General features: G+C 70.4%; 16 protein-coding genes and 1 tRNA gene. 11 read left to right on the top strand and 6 right to left on the bottom strand.

Annotated features, from left to right (window positions below):
- Positions 1–170 precede the first annotated feature (170 nt).
- The gene (locus KSO97_RS06960; protein WP_232677391.1) at positions 171–770 is read right to left on the bottom strand and encodes a 5-formyltetrahydrofolate cyclo-ligase; all 600 of its coding nucleotides are present in this window, start codon (positions 768–770) and stop codon (positions 171–173) included.
- Between the two features lie 23 nt (positions 771–793).
- Between KSO97_RS06960 and KSO97_RS06965 the strand changes: the two genes are divergently transcribed.
- The 7 genes from KSO97_RS06965 to KSO97_RS06995 all read left to right on the top strand — a co-directional run bounded on the left by KSO97_RS06965 (position 794) and on the right by KSO97_RS06995 (position 6,235).
- Positions 794–2,179: a UTP--glucose-1-phosphate uridylyltransferase gene (locus KSO97_RS06965; RefSeq protein ID WP_232677392.1), complete on the top strand. Its 1,386-nt coding sequence runs from the start codon at positions 794–796 to the stop codon at positions 2,177–2,179.
- Positions 2,180–2,184: 5 nt separating this feature from the next.
- A complete protein-coding gene (glp, locus tag KSO97_RS06970; protein WP_232677395.1) occupies positions 2,185–3,450 on the top strand; it encodes a gephyrin-like molybdotransferase Glp in 1,266 nt (421 codons plus the stop codon).
- Between the two features lie 81 nt (positions 3,451–3,531).
- On the top strand, positions 3,532–4,008 hold the full coding sequence (gene moaC / locus KSO97_RS06975) for a cyclic pyranopterin monophosphate synthase MoaC (RefSeq protein WP_232677396.1): 477 nt from the start codon (positions 3,532–3,534) through the stop codon (positions 4,006–4,008).
- A complete protein-coding gene (locus tag KSO97_RS06980) occupies positions 4,005–4,502 on the top strand; it encodes a molybdenum cofactor biosynthesis protein B (RefSeq protein ID WP_232677397.1) in 498 nt (165 codons plus the stop codon). Before moaC ends, KSO97_RS06980 begins: the two co-directional genes overlap by 4 nt.
- Entirely contained in the window at positions 4,499–5,119 is a 621-nt protein-coding gene (locus tag KSO97_RS06985) for a GNAT family N-acetyltransferase (RefSeq protein WP_232677398.1), read from the top strand. The genes KSO97_RS06980 and KSO97_RS06985 overlap by 4 nt, the downstream gene beginning before the upstream one ends.
- 91 nt (positions 5,120–5,210) lie before the next feature.
- Positions 5,211–6,086, top strand: a complete 876-nt coding sequence (locus KSO97_RS06990; RefSeq protein ID WP_232677399.1) for a hypothetical protein — start codon at positions 5,211–5,213, stop codon at positions 6,084–6,086.
- A gap of 73 nt (positions 6,087–6,159) precedes the next feature.
- Positions 6,160–6,235 (top strand) — tRNA-Ala (locus KSO97_RS06995).
- A gap of 42 nt (positions 6,236–6,277) precedes the next feature.
- Here KSO97_RS06995 and KSO97_RS07000 read toward each other — a convergent pair.
- Positions 6,278–7,681, bottom strand: a complete 1,404-nt coding sequence (locus tag KSO97_RS07000; RefSeq protein WP_232677401.1) for an MFS transporter — start codon at positions 7,679–7,681, stop codon at positions 6,278–6,280.
- Positions 7,682–7,942: 261 nt separating this feature from the next.
- Here KSO97_RS07000 and KSO97_RS07005 point away from each other — a divergent pair, with 261 nt between their 5' ends.
- A complete protein-coding gene (locus KSO97_RS07005) occupies positions 7,943–8,326 on the top strand; it encodes a DUF1304 domain-containing protein (protein WP_232677402.1) in 384 nt (127 codons plus the stop codon).
- Positions 8,327–8,331: 5 nt separating this feature from the next.
- Here KSO97_RS07005 and KSO97_RS07010 read toward each other — a convergent pair whose 3' ends face one another.
- Both KSO97_RS07010 and KSO97_RS07015 read right to left on the bottom strand, forming a co-directional pair.
- On the bottom strand, positions 8,332–9,168 hold the full coding sequence (locus KSO97_RS07010) for an SDR family oxidoreductase (RefSeq protein ID WP_232677403.1): 837 nt from the start codon (positions 9,166–9,168) through the stop codon (positions 8,332–8,334).
- Positions 9,165–10,490, bottom strand: a complete 1,326-nt coding sequence (locus tag KSO97_RS07015) for a cytochrome P450 (RefSeq protein WP_232677404.1) — start codon at positions 10,488–10,490, stop codon at positions 9,165–9,167. The genes KSO97_RS07010 and KSO97_RS07015 overlap by 4 nt, the downstream gene beginning before the upstream one ends.
- Positions 10,491–10,577: 87 nt before the next feature.
- Here KSO97_RS07015 and KSO97_RS07020 point away from each other — a divergent pair, with 87 nt between their 5' ends.
- Both KSO97_RS07020 and KSO97_RS07025 read left to right on the top strand, forming a co-directional pair.
- Positions 10,578–11,219 carry a TetR/AcrR family transcriptional regulator gene (locus KSO97_RS07020; RefSeq protein WP_232677405.1) on the top strand — a complete coding sequence of 214 codons (642 nt, stop codon included), beginning with the start codon at positions 10,578–10,580 and terminating at the stop codon, positions 11,217–11,219.
- 49 nt (positions 11,220–11,268) lie between these two features.
- Entirely contained in the window at positions 11,269–11,568 is a 300-nt protein-coding gene (locus KSO97_RS07025) for a hypothetical protein (protein WP_232677406.1), read from the top strand.
- A 103-nt stretch (positions 11,569–11,671) separates the two neighbouring features.
- Here KSO97_RS07025 and KSO97_RS07030 read toward each other — a convergent pair whose 3' ends face one another.
- Positions 11,672–12,583, bottom strand: a complete 912-nt coding sequence (locus KSO97_RS07030; protein ID WP_232677407.1) for a mechanosensitive ion channel family protein — start codon at positions 12,581–12,583, stop codon at positions 11,672–11,674.
- Between the two features lie 26 nt (positions 12,584–12,609).
- Positions 12,610–13,842 (bottom strand): Nramp family divalent metal transporter, encoded by a 1,233-nt coding sequence (locus KSO97_RS07035; RefSeq protein ID WP_232677408.1) that lies wholly within the window; start codon positions 13,840–13,842, stop codon positions 12,610–12,612.
- Positions 13,843–14,151: 309 nt separating this feature from the next.
- Between KSO97_RS07035 and KSO97_RS07040 the strand changes: the two genes are divergently transcribed.
- Positions 14,152–15,141, top strand: a complete 990-nt coding sequence (locus tag KSO97_RS07040; RefSeq protein WP_232677409.1) for a ferritin-like domain-containing protein — start codon at positions 14,152–14,154, stop codon at positions 15,139–15,141.
- Positions 15,142–15,205: the final 64 nt, after the last annotated feature.

Consider the following 15,205-nt stretch of genomic DNA (forward strand, 5'->3'; position numbering starts at 1 on the left):
GTCGACGCCGCCGCCGACGACACCCTGACGCTCGTCCCGGCACCGACCACCGGTGGTTGAGGAGCGAGCGGTGTCCCGGCGGTTGAGGAGCGAGCGCAGCGAGCGGGGCTTCCGGTGGTTGAGGAGCGAGCGCAGCGAGCGTCTCGAAACCCGGTGAGTCGAGGCGGTACCTACCCCAGGACGACGACGCCCGACGGCGTCGCGGCCGCGGTGACCGATCGATCGTGCGGTTCGACCGGCACGTCGTGGCCGACCTCGTCGTCGTAGAGCAGGCAGTAGACCGGAGTTCCGACGGGCACGCGCGCCAGCGCCCGGTCGTAGGAGCCGCCGCCGCGCCCCAACCGCATCCCGGACGACGAGACCGCGAGCCCGGGTACCAGCACGACGTCGGCGGTGGCGACGGCGTCGGGGCCGAGGGTCGTGCCGGTCGGCTCGAGGAGCCCGAGTCGCGCCGTGGCGAGGGAGTCGTCGCCGAGGTCGAGTCCCCAGTCCAGATCGCCATCGGGCTGCAGCACCGGGAGGAGCACCCGGATGCCGGCCTCGCGCAGCGCGTCACGCACCCAGGTGGTGCCCGGCTCGGTGCCGACGGCGACGTAGGCGGCCACGGTCGCGGCACGGCCGACGGCGGCGTCGGACAGCAGCACGGTGGCGAGTCGGCGTGCCTCCGCGCCCACGTCGGCCAGCGACCGGCGACCGCGCGCGGCGAGGATCTGGTCGCGCAGCGCCAGCTTGGCCGCGGACCGATCCAGGGGAGGTTGTGACAGGGCCACGTGGTGAGCCTAGGCTCCCGCTCATGGGGAGTCCCGCACTGGAGCAGGCTCGCGAGAAGATGGCCGCCGCCGGCGTCGACCAGGTCGCCATCGACACCTTCGCGCACTACTTCCGACTGATCGAGCACGGTGAGACCGGCATGATGCCGGAGTCGGCGATCGAGCCCGTCGACATCGAGAGTCTCGACGGCGTCGTGGTCGACGACGAGACCGCCGCCGAGGCGGTGCGCAGCACCGTGGTGATCAAGCTCAACGGCGGTCTCGGCACCTCGATGGGCATGGACCGCGCCAAGTCCCTGCTGTGCGTGCGGCGAGGGCTCTCCTTCCTCGACATCATCGCGCGGCAGGTGCTGCACCTGCGCGAGCAGTACGGCGCCCCGCTGCCGTTGATCTTCATGAACAGCTTCCGCACGTCGGCCGACACGATGGCCGCGCTGGCACGGTACGAGGATCTCGCCGTCGAGGGCCTGCCGCTGGAGTTCCTGCAGAACAAGGAGCCGAAGCTGCTGCTCGACAGCCTGGCTCCGGTCACCTTCCCCGACGACCCTGACCTGGAGTGGTGTCCTCCGGGCCACGGCGACCTCTACACCGCGCTGCGCGGCACGGGTCTGCTCGACTTGCTCATCGATCGCGGCTACCGCTACGTCTTCGTCTCGAACTCCGACAACCTCGGAGCCGTCCCGGACGCGCGGGTCGCCGGATGGTTCGCCCAGAGCGGCGCGCCCTTCGCCATCGAGGCGGTGCGGCGCACGGCGTCGGATCGCAAGGGAGGCCACTTCGCCCGTCGCAAGGCCGACGGGCGCATCGTGCTGCGCGAGACGGCTCAGACTCCCGACGCCGACCTCGAGGCGCTCGCCGATCTCGACCGGCACCGCTACACCTCCACGAACAACCTGTGGTTCGACCTGCTCGCGATGAAGCACGCCCTCGACGCGCGCGACGGCATCTTGGGTCTGCCGATGATCCGCAACGTCAAGAACGTCGACCCCAGCGACGCCAGCACGCCGAAGGTCGTCCAGATCGAGACCGCGATGGGTGCGGCGATCGAGGTGTTCGAGGGGTCGGCGTTGATCGAGGTCGGTCGCGACCGGTTCGTCCCGGTCAAGACGACCAACGACCTGCTCGTGCTGCGCTCCGACGTCTACGCGCTCGGTGGCGACTTCGTGCTCGACCAGCAGGCGCCCGTGATCCCCTTCATCGACCTCGACGGCGAGCACTACAAGCTGGTCGGAGAGTTCGACAAGCGCTTCCCCGAGGGTGCGCCGTCACTGGCTCGTGCGACCTCCTTCACCGTCGACGGCGACGTCACCTTCGGGCGGGACGTCCAGGTCGTCGGCGCCGTGGAGGTGGAGGCCGAGAGCGCCCAGCGCGTCGAGCCGGGCACCGTGCTCGCCGGCGATCAAGGCTGACCTCGGTGCCCGACGGGCTGCGATCGGTCGAGGAGCACCTCGACGCGATCCTGGGGGAGATCGAACCCCTCGCCGACTTCGCCCAGCCGCTGATCGACGCACTCGACCTGGTCTGCACCGAGGAGATCGTCGCCCCGATCCGGCTCCCGCGCTTCGACAACTCCGCGATGGACGGCTACGCCGTGCGTGCCGAGGACGTCGCGACGGCGGCGGAGGAGTCGCCGGTCAAGATGCGGGTGGTCGGCGAGATCGGTGCGGGGCAGGGCAATCGGCTCAGCCCGGGCGGCGCGCGGGCGCTGCCCGAGGGCACTGCGGTCAAGATCATGACGGGCGCCCCGATGCCTCGCAACGCCGACTGCGTCATCCCCTACGAGTGGACCGACCGCGGCGTCGACCAGGTGTGGATCGCGCAGTCGGCGCACCGGGGGCAGCACGTCCGCTACGCCGGTGAGGACGTCGCCCTGGGCGACCTGCTGATCGAGCCCGGCACCCAGCTCGGTCCGCGTCAGCTCGGGCTGCTCGCCTCGGTCGGACGCAACGCGGTGCGGGTGCGCCCCCGCCCTCGGGTGCTGATCGTCTCGACCGGCTCCGAGCTGCGCGACCCGGGCGCGGAGCTCGCGCCCGATTCCATCTACGACGGCAACTCCTACCTGCTCGCCGCGGCCGCGCGCCGTGCTGGGTGCGTGCCCTCCCGGGCGGGCGCCCTCCCCGACGACCCGACGTCGTTCCTCGCCGGCCTGGCCGCCAAGGTCGGGTCCGCCGACGTCGTCGTCACCTCCGGCGGCATCTCGATGGGCGACTACGACGTGGTGAAGGAGGCGCTCGGTGGGGACGACGAGGTCTGGTTCGGCGGGGTCGCGATGCAACCGGGGAAGCCGCAGGGGTTCGGCCACCTGCGGGTGGGTGCCGACGAGCGCCGGGTGCCGTTCTTCGCCCTGCCGGGCAATCCGGTCTCGGCCTACCTGTCGTTCGAGATCTTCGTGCGCCCCGCCCTGCGCCGGATGATGGGTATCGCGCCGGAGAGCCGTCAGCCGATCACCGCGCGGATCACCCACGACGTCCGCTCGCCCTACGGCCGCCGCCAGTTCCTGCGCGGCACCCTGACCGATGCCGGCGGACACCGCTCGGTCGCCGAGGTGGTACCGGTGGGTGGCTCCGGCTCGCACCTGGTCGGTGACCTCTCGGCGTCCGACTGCGTCATCGTCGTGCCCGAGCGGGAGATGGAGATCGCCGCCGGCTCGATGGTCAGCGTGATCCGCCTCGACGACTGATCCCTCCGCCGCCTCGCTCGGCGGCTCCACCCCTCTCCGTCTGCGGCCCGCCCGCTGACCGATCCGCTCCGAAGGACTGACATGGCCGACTCCGACCGACTCACTCATCTCGACGAGTCCGGCGCGGCGCGGATGGTCGACGTCTCCGGCAAGCCCGTGACCGCGCGGATCGCGACGGCGTCGGGTCGGGTCCTGGTCTCCGAGCGCGTCGTCGCGCTGCTGCGGGGGGACGGCGTGCCCAAGGGCGACGCGCTCGGCGTCGCGCGACTGGCGGGCATCATGGGCGCCAAGCAGACCTCGACGTTGATCCCGCTGTGTCATCCGCTGGCGCTCTCCTCCGTCGACGTCGGCCTCGTCGTCGCCGACGACGCCGTCGAGATCACCGCGGCCGTGCGCACCACTGACCGGACGGGCGTGGAGATGGAGGCGCTGACGGCGGTCTGCGTCGCGGGGCTCACTGTGATCGACATGGTCAAGGCAGTGGACAAGGCCGCGTCGATCACCGACGTCCGCATCGAGACCAGGAGCGGCGGCGTCTGGGGGGACTGGCAGCGATGAGCGACACGTCGCCGCCCGGCCTGCCCGCCGTCGTCGTCGTCGCGCCGAACCGCGCCGCCGCCGGCGTCTACGCCGACGAGACCGGTCCGTTGATCGTGGATGCCCTGCGGGCGTGGGGATTCGGTGTCGGCGACGCCGTCGTCGTCGGTGACGGTGACCCTGTCGGTCAGGCTCTGCGCGACGCCGTCGACGGCGGTGCGCGGGTGGTGTTGACCACCGGGGGCACGGGGCTCACGCCGACCGACCGGACGCCGGAGCAGACCCGGCCCCTGCTCGACCGCGAGGTGCCGGGCATCGCCGAGGCGATCCGCGCGGCCGGGGTGGCGAAGGGAGTGCCGACGGCGGTGCTGTCGCGCGGCCTCGCGGGGGTGGCGGGCCACTGCCTGATCGTGAACCTGCCCGGGTCGCGTGGGGGAGTGAAGGACGCCCTCGTCGTGCTCGAGCCCGTCGTGCGGCACGCCGTGGAGCAGATCGTGGGGAGCGACCACCGGTGAGGTGGCGACGCGGCGCGCCCGGGTGGCCCGTCGTCCTGACGTCGGGGTCGGCGCCGGTCGTGCGGGTGCGACCGCTGCGGTCCTCCGACGCGCGGGCCTGGGCCGAGGTGCGCGCGCGCAACGCGGCCTGGCTGATCCCGTGGGACGCCACGCCGCCGCCGGGTTCGCCGCCGCGCGGGGCCTCGTTCGTCGAGCTCGCACGGCGGATGCGCCGCCAGGCTCGCCGCGGCACGACGTTGCCGTTCGCGATCGAGGTGGACGGCGTCTTCGCCGGCCAGGTGACGGTCAACAACGTCGTGCGCGGTTCGGCTCAGTTCGCCTCGATCGGCTACTGGATCGACCGGAACGTCGCCGGCCGGGGCGTGATGCCGCGTTCGGTGGCGATGGTGATCGACCACTGCTTCCGCGAGGTCGGACTGCATCGGATCGAGATCGCCGTCCGGCCGGAGAACTCCAACTCCCTGCGCGTGGTCGAGAAGCTCGGCATCACCGAGGTCGGCTATGCCCGACGATTCCTGCACATCGACGGAGACTGGCGCGACCACCGGATCTTCGCCGTCACCAAGGAGGAGGTGCCGCTCGGCATGCTGCGGCGCTTCGAGGAGGGCGGGCTCTGACCGGCCTTCCTTCCCAACTGTCACACCCGCAATTTGCGACACACGGGTAGACATCCGTCCCGGCCTCCGCTATCGCTCCTAACCTCGGCACGTGGACTTGAGTGCGTTGATCTTCGTGGCCCTGGCGGTGGCCTGGGCCGTCTACCTCATCCCCCAGGCGCTCAAGCACCACGAGAACAGCGCCGCCACCCGCAACGTCGAGGGCTTCTCCTCCCGGCTCAGGGTGCTGGCCCGTCGCGAGCCGGTCGACTCGCGCACCGCTCGACTCGTCGTCGAGGGGCGTTCGGCGGAGGCGGAGCCGTCGGGCTCGTCCTCGTCGTCGTCCTCCAGGTCGTCGGTCAAGGTCGGCGAGACGCCTGCTGCACCGGTGGGTGCGGCCCACCTCGCCGCTCGTCGGGCCGCGGCCAAGCGCGCCACCGGCCGTCGACGCCGCGTGCTCGGCGCGATCCTCGCCGCGCTCGTCGGCGTCACCGGCGTCGCGATCGCCGGTGTGATCTCCGGGTGGTTCGTCGTGCTGCCCGTCGCCGTCCTCGCGGCGTGGTTGGTGGCGTGTCGGCTGATGGTGCGCCGCGAGATCGCCGAGCTGCCGCAGCGTGTAGTCGCGCCGTCCTCTCTCGATGAGGACGCCGTCGGCGAGACGACCGAGGAGATCGCGGCCGTCGTCGACGTCGCGGACACGGAGAGCACCGAAGCGACTCCCGGCGAGCCGAGTGACGGCGTCTCGCCGCCGCCGCCCGCCGGTGGCTGGGATCCCGTTCCGGTGACCCTGCCGACCTACGTGGGCAAGGAGCCCGCGGCCCGCCGTCGCGTGCGCACCATCGACCTGGACTCCACCGGCGTGTGGACCAGCGGCCGTTCCGCCGCCGATTCCCAGCTCGCCCGCGACGCCGAGGAGGCCGACCAGGCTGCTCGCGCGCAGGCCCGCGCCGCCGCCGCCCGCGACGAGCGCCGCGCCTCCGGCTCCTGACGTCTTGCCCGGTTTCAGGGCGACGTGGAACCGGTGCTAGCGTGTCCTCGCGCGTCCTCGTGGCGCGAAAGCTGGGGCTGTGGCGCAGTTGGTAGCGCGTCTCGTTCGCAATGAGAAGGTCAGGGGTTCGAATCCCCTCAGCTCCACCATCTGATGAATCCGGGCGCGCGATGCCCCGCCTGCGTCGGCGCTCAGCGCGCTCGCTTCACCGGGACGACGGCGACGGCCGCGGCCGCGACGAGCACGAAGGCGACGAGCCAGATCATGCGGTACCCACCGGTCGCGGCGACGACCCCGGCCGCCACCACCGGGCCGATGAGCTGGCCCAGGTTGGTGGCGATGCCGGCGACGCCGAGGTCGCGGGCCGCGCCGTCCTCGCGATCGGGGAGCACGTCGATGAACAGCGCCTGATCCACCGGCAGGTAGATCCCGAAGGCCAGGCCTCCGAGGATCGCCTGCGCGACGAGGGCGGGCACGGTCGGCGACGCGAGCGGGATGAGGAACGAGATCGCCATCAGCGCGGACGCCGCGATCACGAAGGGCTTGCGTCGTCCGAGCTTGTCGGAGAGTCGGCCGGCGACGACGACGGCGACGAGGATGGCGGGTGCGCTGACCGCCCCGAGGATCGGCACGAACCGGGTCGCCTCCGAGGGGCTCATGCCGGGCTCGACGTAGCTCTGCAGGATGAAGAAGCTCAGGGCCGTCGAGACCGTGTAGCCGAAGAACAGCAGAGCCCTCGCCACCCAGACGAGTCGGAAGTCGGCGTCGGTGAGAGGGATGAGGAACCCGCGCAGGAACGTGCGCCAGCTGAACGGTGGCAGCTCGACGTCCCGGGAGGAGCGGTCGGGCGACCCGAACACGAGGAAGGCCACCGCGGCGAGCAGGACGATGCCGAACAGGAGGTAGAAGTCGACGCCGAGCACGTGGAACAGCGCGCCCGTGACGACGATGCCGACCACGCCGCCCGCGAAGTTGCCGACGCCCGTGGCCGACGAGACCCCGCCCACCCGGTTCTCCGGCACCCGGTCGGCGATGGTGGCCAGCAGCGGGGTCTGCACCACGTTCCCCGCCATGACGAACAGGGGCCACAGGAGCATCAGGAACGCGATGGACGGCGAGAGACGCAGCCCGGCGAGCGCCAGGCACCCCGCCGCCGCCCCGGCCAGCGCCCAGGGCGCGCGCCGGCCGAGCCGGGAGCGCGTCCTGTCGGAGGCCACGCCGACCAGGACCTGCGAGATGATCGACGCCAGAGCGGCGAGCGTGGCGACCAGGCCGAGTGCGCTCGCGCGCGAGGAGTCGAAGCTCTCATAGGCGTCGAGCAGACGTCGCTGCTCCGCGTCGGGCACGACGGTGCCGTCCTCCACCTCCGACTTCAGGTCCGCGAGATCGGCGACGTCGACGTCGGCGTCCTGGCCCTGGAAGTAGGTGCCGAACGTCATGTCCTGAACCTGGTTGGGCAGCAGGATCGCCGGGGCGGCGGAGAAGATGACGGTGAGCGCGGCCAGCGCCAGCGCGAGCCTGATCGTGTAGCGGCGCAGCGAGCGACCTTCCAGCGACGGGCGGTCGCCGGGTACCGACACCTCAGGCGCCGCCATGACGCCCTCCGGTCCGTGAGCTCGCACGTCGAGTGGCGGCGAGCAGGGGGCGGCAGCGCCTCATCTACGTCCTCGGTTCGGGAGCGGACGCCGTCGAGTCGGGGCGCCGCGGAGTCAGGTCGGGCAGAATTAGAACAGGTTCTAGCTCAGGAGTGGAGTCGGCGCGGATGGCTGCCGTGGCGCAGCCGACCTCGGTGTGGCGCTCTCGGACCGGCGGCTCGGGTGGCGGGTCTCTGAGCTCGGGCGTGCTTGGATGACGGCGTGGAGACCGTCGCCCTCGTCATCGCGGCCCTGGCCGCGCTGCTGCACGTGTTCATCTTCTATCTGGAGTCCCTCGCGTGGACGGGTCCGCGAGCCCGTGCCGTGTTCGGCACATCGACCGACGAGGCGGAGGTCACCAGGTCGTTGGCGTTCAACCAGGGCTTCTACAACCTCTTCCTCGCCGTCCTGGTCGGTCTCGGCATCGCACTGGTCGCGGCGGACGAGCAGGTCGCCGGCCGCACGCTGGTGTTCGCAGGCGCCGGCTCCATGGCCGCCGCGGCGCTGGTGCTGCTGCTCTCCTCGCCGGCCCATCGCGGGGCGGCGATCAAGCAGGGCCTGCTGCCTGCCGTGGCTCTCGTGCTCCTCGCCGTCGCGGTCGCCTGACTCGCTCAGCTCCGTGCGCGCTCCTCGTAGGCCGCGCGCGCTGCGGGGTCGGCGTCTGCGAGAACGGAGTCGGCCTTGAGGGCTCGAGCCAGAGCATCACGGACGGCGCGCGGCATCAGGTCCGCGCTTCGGGCCAGGGTCTTCCCCCACCGCGGAACCCAGGTCTCGGGCCGGGGGCGGTCGAGTACCGACTCGATCGCCCGCGCGACGTCGTCAGCGGTGACAGGCTTGACACCACGTGCGGGCGGAACGCCGGCGGCGAGCTCGGTGAGCACCACGGTCGGCATCACCAGGCTGACGTCGATGCCGTGCGGCGCCAGCTCGCCCCGGGTGGCCTCGCTGAAGCCCACCACGGCGAACTTCGACGCCGAGTACGTGGCGCCGTGCGGAGAGGCGACGCGGCCCACGGCCGAGGCGACGTTGACGATGTGACCACCGCCCCGGGCGATCATCGCCGGGCCGACCGCCTTCGTACCGTGGATGACTCCATGGAGGTTGACGTCGACGATCGCGCGCGTGACGTCGTCGTGCTCCTCGACGATCGCGCCCAACGGCATGATCCCGGCGTTGTTGACCAGCGCCTCGACCGGGCCGAGATGGGCGATCCGACTGAGGAAGTCGCGCCACGAGCCGGCATCGGTGACGTCGAGGTCGCCGCCGTAGCAGGTGCCGTTGCTCGACGCTGCGATCTCGGCCGCCACCTGGGCGGCGAGCTCGCCGTCCCGGTCGCCCAGTGCCACGACGCGTCCGGCGCGAGTGAGGCGCTCGGCGGTCGCACGTCCGATGCCCCTGGCGCCTCCGGTGATCACGACCGTTCCGGGTCGGGTGGGCGTCTGGTTCATGCAGCACTCCTGTCGATGCGGTGGAGGGCGACGGGCTGGCCGTCGGCCGGGAAGGGGAGAGAGAGGTAGTTCAGCGGCGAGGTGGTCTCGGCGGTGGTCCAGGCGTACCGGCGCAGCAGGTGCACCAGGAGCAGCTTCACCTCGGCGCCGGCGAAGAACATGCCCAGGCACTTGTGCACCCCGCCGCCGAAGGGCTCCCAGGCGTGGCGGTGGGAGCGATCCTCGCGCCTCTCCTCGTCGAAGCGCTCGGGGTCGAAGACGTCGGGGGCGGTCCACCACTGCGGGTCGTGGTGCTGGTGGTGCACCATCGTGGCGGTCAACCGGCCCGCCGGGATCGGCACGCCGCACACCTCGGTCGGCTTCACGGTGTGCCGCGCCAGCACGGGCACGGGCGGCACCAGGCGCAGGCACTCCTTGATCACGAGGTCGAAGTCGGTGAGCTCGTCGAGTTCGGCGAGGGTCGGATGCTCGGGCAAGGAGCGTGCTTGCTCGCGGAGCCGTTCCTGCCAGGTCGAGTGCCTGCCGAGCTCGCGCATCGCCGTCGAGGTGGTGATGGTCGAGGTGTCGTGGGCGGCCATCAGCAGGAAGATCATGTGGTTGACCACGTCGCGGTCGGAGAAGGTGTCGCCGTCCTCGGAGAGCCGGCAGAGCACCGAGAAGAGGTCGTCGCCCTGGCCGGCGCGACGACGGGGGAGGTGGCGCGTCAGGAACTCCTCCAGCAGACGGCGTCCGGCGAGTGCCCGCCCCCAGCGAGTTCCCGGCAGGGGAAGTCGCACGAACGCCGTCGCAGCCTGCACGCAGTCGATGAACGCGGTGTTGACGGCGTCCAACTCGCCGGGTCGCGCCAGTTCGGCTCCGCCCATGAAGACGGCGGTGGCCAGGTCGAGGGTCAGCGTCTTCAGGGCCGGGTAGGCCAGCACTGAGCCGTCGTCGGGCCAGGCGTCGAGCAGAGCCGACGTCGTCGGGGAGAGCGCAGCCACGTAGGAATCGAGTCGGTCGCGGGTGAACGCCTGCTGCATCAGCCGGCGGTGACGGTGGTGCTCGTCGAAGTCGAGGAGCATCAGGCCGCCGTCGAAGAAGGGGCCGACCAGTGCACCCCAGCCGGGTCCGTTGGCGAAGGCCTTGTCCTTGTTGAGCAGCACCTCCGAACAGGCGTCGGCACCGATCACGACTGTCCACCGCCGTCCAGCGAACGACATGTGCGACACCGGTCCATGGTCGGAGAGCCGGCGCGCCATGAAGGCGGTGGGGTCGTGCAGATAGTCCAGGGTCGGACCCAGGAACGGGACCGCGCGGCGGAGGGGCGGAGAGGAGGTGCTCATCGACGCGTCCAATCTGACAGGGAGGACTGTCAGTTTTCCCATACCGAGGGGTCCTTCGTCAAGGGTCGGCCGTTAGAGTCCTGCGTCATGACCGGGTCGAAGCGCTCCGTCGCGCGACGCACCTACGGTGGCCAGACCGCCGACGAGCGCCGTGCCGACCGGCGGCAGCGCCTCGTGGATGCCGTCATCGCCGAGCTCGCCGTCCCCGGCCAGACCGTCACGATGACGGGGGTGTGCGCCTCGGCCGGTCTCACCGAGCGCTACTTCTACGAGAGCTTCGCCTCGCTCGATGCGCTGCTGGTGGAGGCGTTGGAGACGGTCGCGACGGAGATCCTCGCGGTGACCACGACAGCGGCCGCCGCGACGTCCGGGCCGGCGTCACGCCGTGTGCAGGACGTCGTCGAGGCATTCGCGCGCTACGCCGAGGAGCGGCCCGAACGCCTCCACCTGATCGTGATCAGCTCGCAGGCCTACCCGCATCTTCGGACGCGACGAGCAGAGCTGCTCGACACCTTCGGCGAGGCCTTCGCGGTGGAGTCGGCTGCGATCTACGGCGAGCACGCGTGGCCCGCACGCCGAGCGAAGGCGCATGGGATGGCGATGGTGGCCGGCCTGGCCGAGTTGTTCGCCGCCCAGTTCGCCGGCACTCTCGACCTCTCGCGCGAGGAGCTGATCGACTCGGCCCGGGCGATGTTCGAGGCGTTGGGGAGCCGGCACTCGCCGGTGTGACGCGAGGTCGCTCGAACCTGGCCGGGGCCCGGCTCAGGGGCTTGGTGACGTGGTGTCGTCCGGCGCCGGATCGTCGGTGGGCTCCTCGGTCGGGGTCGACGTCGGCGTGGCCGACGGGGTGGCGCTCGGCGTCGGCGAGTCGGTGGCCGAGGGCGGTGCGCTCGACGGCGGCGGGGTGCGGCTCGGGGTGGGGTCGGAACGCGGCGACGGTGTCGACGTCTCGTTCGGCTCGGACGTCGGGCTGCCGGCAGGTTCGCTCGGCTCCGGTGTCGGGTCGGGGGTGGACGTGGGTCGCGGCGTCGAGGGGATCGTGGCGTCACGCGGTTCGACCGGCTTGACGACCGCGTAGAGGCTCAGCGCCAGCACGAAGATCACGATGAGGATCACCGTCGAGCGGCGTGGCCCGTTCTCGTGCCAGTGGCGACGTATCTCGGTCAGGCTGATGGCCCCGGTCACTGCTCGGCTCCCGTCGCCTCGCCGGTGGAGACCTCGGCGCGCAGGTTCATGCCCTCCACGCGGAGCGTGCGGGTGATCAGCACCCGCAGCTGACGTCCGACCTCGAACTGCTTGCCGGGCAGGGTGCGCGCCACCACGCGGATCTTGAACAGCTCGGCCTCGATCGTCTCCACGCCCATCACCGCCGGGACGTCGAGCAGCAGCGGACTCAGCTTCTCGTCGGCGTATGCCGCTTCACCCGCCTGCCGCAGCACCTGGCTGACCTGGTTGACGTCGTAGCTGATCGGCACGGGCACGTCGATGACCGCGCGTGCCCAGTCGCGGGAGAGATTGGTGACCTGCACGATCTGGCCGTTGGGGGTGATCACCACCTCGCCGCTGTTGGTGCGCAGCGTGGTCACTCGCAGGCTGACGTTCTCCACGGTGCCGAGCACCGGGATCGTCACGCCGGTGACCGAGATCCTCACCAGGTCGCCGTAGCCGTACTGCTTCTCGGCGACGAGGAAGAAGCCGGCCAACAGGTCCTGGACGATGCGCTGCGCACCGAACCCGAGCGCGACGCCGGCGACGGTCGCCAGTGGCACGAACGCGGCCAGCGAGATGCCGATCAGCTGGGCCACGCCGACCGCTGCCAGGGCGTAGATGATCACCACCAGCACCCAGGTGAAGACCTGCGCGACGGCCCGCCGGTGCTTGGAGTCCTCCGAGCGCACCAGCGCGTCCTGGGAGGCCAGGTGCTCATCCGAACGCTCGGCGGCGAGGTCGGAGCTCCAGCGCACCAGGCGTGCCAACAGCACGGCACCGGTCGCGAGCAGCACGATCTCCAGACCGCTGCCGCGCAGCCAGTAGCCGACGTCGGCGAAGGAGTCGCCGATCGAGAGCGCTGTCACGGGCAGAGCTCGGGGCATGGGGCCATTCTCTCCCGGAGGCGCGATCACCTCAGGGTGAGTCCCAGCAGGACCGCGTTCAGCGCAACGATGACGCCCACGACCAACCAGGCCAGGAGGGACGTACTCCGCCGGTTGACCCACACGCCCATGACGTCGCGACGCTGGGTGAACAGCGCCAGAGGTATCAGTGCGAAGGGAATGCCGAAGGAGAGGACTACCTGAGACAGCACGAGCGCCCGAGTGGGATCCATGCCGACGGCGAGCACGACCAGCGCCGGCAGGATGGTGACGAGTCGCCGCGCTGCGAGTGGGATCTGCCGTCGGAGGTAGCCCTCCATCACGATCTGACCCGACAGGGTGCCGACGCTGGAGGCGGCGAAGCCGGACGCGAGCAATGCGAGGGCGAACAGCAGCGCGACGTCGCGGCCCAGCGTGGTCCCCAGCGCGGCGTGAGCCCCCTCGATCGTGTCGACGTCGGTGCCGCCGCCGAACACGGCAGCAGCCACGACCAGCAGCGAGAGGTTCATCAGGCCCGCAACGGTCATGGCTGTCACGACGTCGACCCGTTGGCTGGCCAGGAGGCGGGTGCGGTCGCCGTCGCGTACCGATTGGTAACGCTGAGCAGTGAGTGCACCGTGCAGATAGATCGCATGTGGCATGACGGTGGCGCCGAGCATGCCAGCGGCCAACAGCACGCTGTCGGCGCCCTCGAATCTCGGGACGGTTCCGCTCATCAACGCCGGCGGGTCGAATCCGCTGCGGAGGACGGCGACAGCGAATCCCAGCAGGATGACCGCGAGCAGTCCGGTGATAGCGATCTCGAAGGGTCGGTGGCCACGGCCCTGAAGCGTGAGCAGCCCGAAGGCCACGACGCTCGTGATGACGCCACCCAGCAGCAGGGGCAGGTCGAAGAGCAGGCTCAAGGCGATCGCGCCGCCGATCACCTCGGCGACGTCGGTGGCGATGGCGACGAGTTCGCCCTGCAGCCACAGTCCGCGAGTGACCGGCCTCGGGAAGTGTCGGCGACACAGCGCCGGCAGGCTCTCGCCGGTGGCGATTCCTGCCTTGGCGGAGAGGTATTGGATCAACATCGCCATCAGGTTGCTCGCCACCACGACCCAGACCAGCAGGTAGCCGTAGACGGAGCCCGCAGTGATGTTGGTAGCGAAGTTCCCGGGGTCGACGTAGGCGATCGCGGTGACGAAGGCCGGTCCGAGTAGCGGGAGCGTGCGACGCGCCTGTGGGCGGCGCTGCGAGGCGCGAGGGCGTCGATGCATGGAGCCTCCCTCGGTGCGCTCCAGCGCGATTGCGAATAGGGCCGACATCGGCATGAGGTGTTCGATGCGGTCAACGGATCGGATTTCTCATCTATTCGACGAAGTATCGAAATTTCTTGGTTCAGGGGGTTCCCGAATCGCTCTGAACTGTGCCTATGGTGGTGATTCCGCAGTGGAAATCCAGGGTCTAGAGCCGGGCTCGAGAAGCTGCGGGCCGACGAAGGGCAGGGTGTCTTCTTTACCGTTCGCGGGCGTTTATCGCCAGCCCCCACCGCGCGCAATCATGAGTGATCGATACGTCGATCGCGGATGACGCGCTACCCGAATCGGATTTCGATATCCATCGAGTTCCGAAAGGGAATTGATATGTTCGGGAAATCAGTAGTACGCGACATGATCAACCGCAGTGCCGAGAGCGAAGCGGACCGACGTCTGTTTCTTCGATCCGCCGGCGTCGCGGGCCTGGGCGCTGTGGGCGCCGGCGCGATCGCGACGGGTGTGGCGACCGCACCCACCGCAGCGGCGGCGGGCATCAGTGATGGCGCCGTCCTCAACTTCGCGCTCAACCTGGAGTACCTCGAAGCAGAGTTCTACCAACAGGCTGCCTTCGGCAAGAGTCTGCCGGGCAGCCTGATCGGGGGGAAGGGCGACCGCGGTGGCGTGATCGGTGGCCGCAAGGTCAACTTCGCGACGCCGATGATCGCCAAGTACGCCCGCGAGATCGCGATGGACGAGTTGGACCACGTGCGCTTCCTGCGGACGGCGCTCGGGTCGGCGAAGGTCGCTCGCCCTCAGATCGATCTGAAGCGGAGCTTCACGGCAGCGGCGAAAGCCGCTGGTCTGATCGGCGCCAACCAGACGTTCGATCCGTTCGCCAACGAGAATAACTTCCTGTTGGCGGCCTTCATCTTCGAGGACGTCGGTGTCACCGCCTACAAGGGCGCGGCACCGTTGATCTCGAACAAGACCTATCTCGACGCCGCGGCGGGAATCTTGGCAGTCGAGGCGTATCACGCAGGAATCGTTCGCACATCGCTGTATGCGAAGGACCTGCAGGGGCCGGCGCGCAAGATCTCCGATGCTCGCGATTCGTTGGACGGGAAGTCCGAGATCGACAAGGGGATCGGGACCAGCAAGAGCGCGAACCTCGTGCCGACCGATCGCAACGCCATCGCCTACTCGCGTTCTGCTCCGCAGGTGCTCAACGTCGTGTACCTGAACCCGAAGCGCGTCTCCCGAGGTGGCTTCTTCCCGCAGGGGGTCAACGGCACCATCAGGACCTCGGGCGGGAAGAAGTGAGTGCGGTGGACCTCTCGCAGGTGGTCGCACTCGCGGCCTGGGCGGCCATCTTCGTTCGCATCGC

The organism is Nocardioides sp. R-C-SC26, from assembly GCF_021246465.1.
Lineage (GTDB): Bacteria > Actinomycetota > Actinomycetes > Propionibacteriales > Nocardioidaceae > Nocardioides.

Excerpts from the sequence above, each read along its gene's own strand:
- KSO97_RS07035 (WP_232677408.1), bottom strand. The coding sequence starts at position 13,842 with ATGCATCGACGCCCTCGCGCCTCGCAGCGCCGCCCACAGGCGCGTCGC.
- moaC (WP_232677396.1), top strand. The coding sequence starts at position 3,532 with ATGGCCGACTCCGACCGACTCACTCATCTCGACGAGTCCGGCGCGGCG.
- KSO97_RS06980 (WP_232677397.1), top strand. The coding sequence starts at position 4,005 with ATGAGCGACACGTCGCCGCCCGGCCTGCCCGCCGTCGTCGTCGTCGCG.
- KSO97_RS07040 (WP_232677409.1), top strand. The coding sequence starts at position 14,152 with ATGACGCGCTACCCGAATCGGATTTCGATATCCATCGAGTTCCGAAAG.
- KSO97_RS06965 (WP_232677392.1), top strand. The coding sequence starts at position 794 with ATGGGGAGTCCCGCACTGGAGCAGGCTCGCGAGAAGATGGCCGCCGCC.
- KSO97_RS07020 (WP_232677405.1), top strand. The coding sequence starts at position 10,578 with ATGACCGGGTCGAAGCGCTCCGTCGCGCGACGCACCTACGGTGGCCAG.
- KSO97_RS07010 (WP_232677403.1), bottom strand. The coding sequence starts at position 9,168 with ATGAACCAGACGCCCACCCGACCCGGAACGGTCGTGATCACCGGAGGC.
- KSO97_RS07015 (WP_232677404.1), bottom strand. The coding sequence starts at position 10,490 with ATGAGCACCTCCTCTCCGCCCCTCCGCCGCGCGGTCCCGTTCCTGGGT.
- KSO97_RS07030 (WP_232677407.1), bottom strand. The coding sequence starts at position 12,583 with ATGCCCCGAGCTCTGCCCGTGACAGCGCTCTCGATCGGCGACTCCTTC.
- KSO97_RS07000 (WP_232677401.1), bottom strand. The coding sequence starts at position 7,681 with ATGGCGGCGCCTGAGGTGTCGGTACCCGGCGACCGCCCGTCGCTGGAA.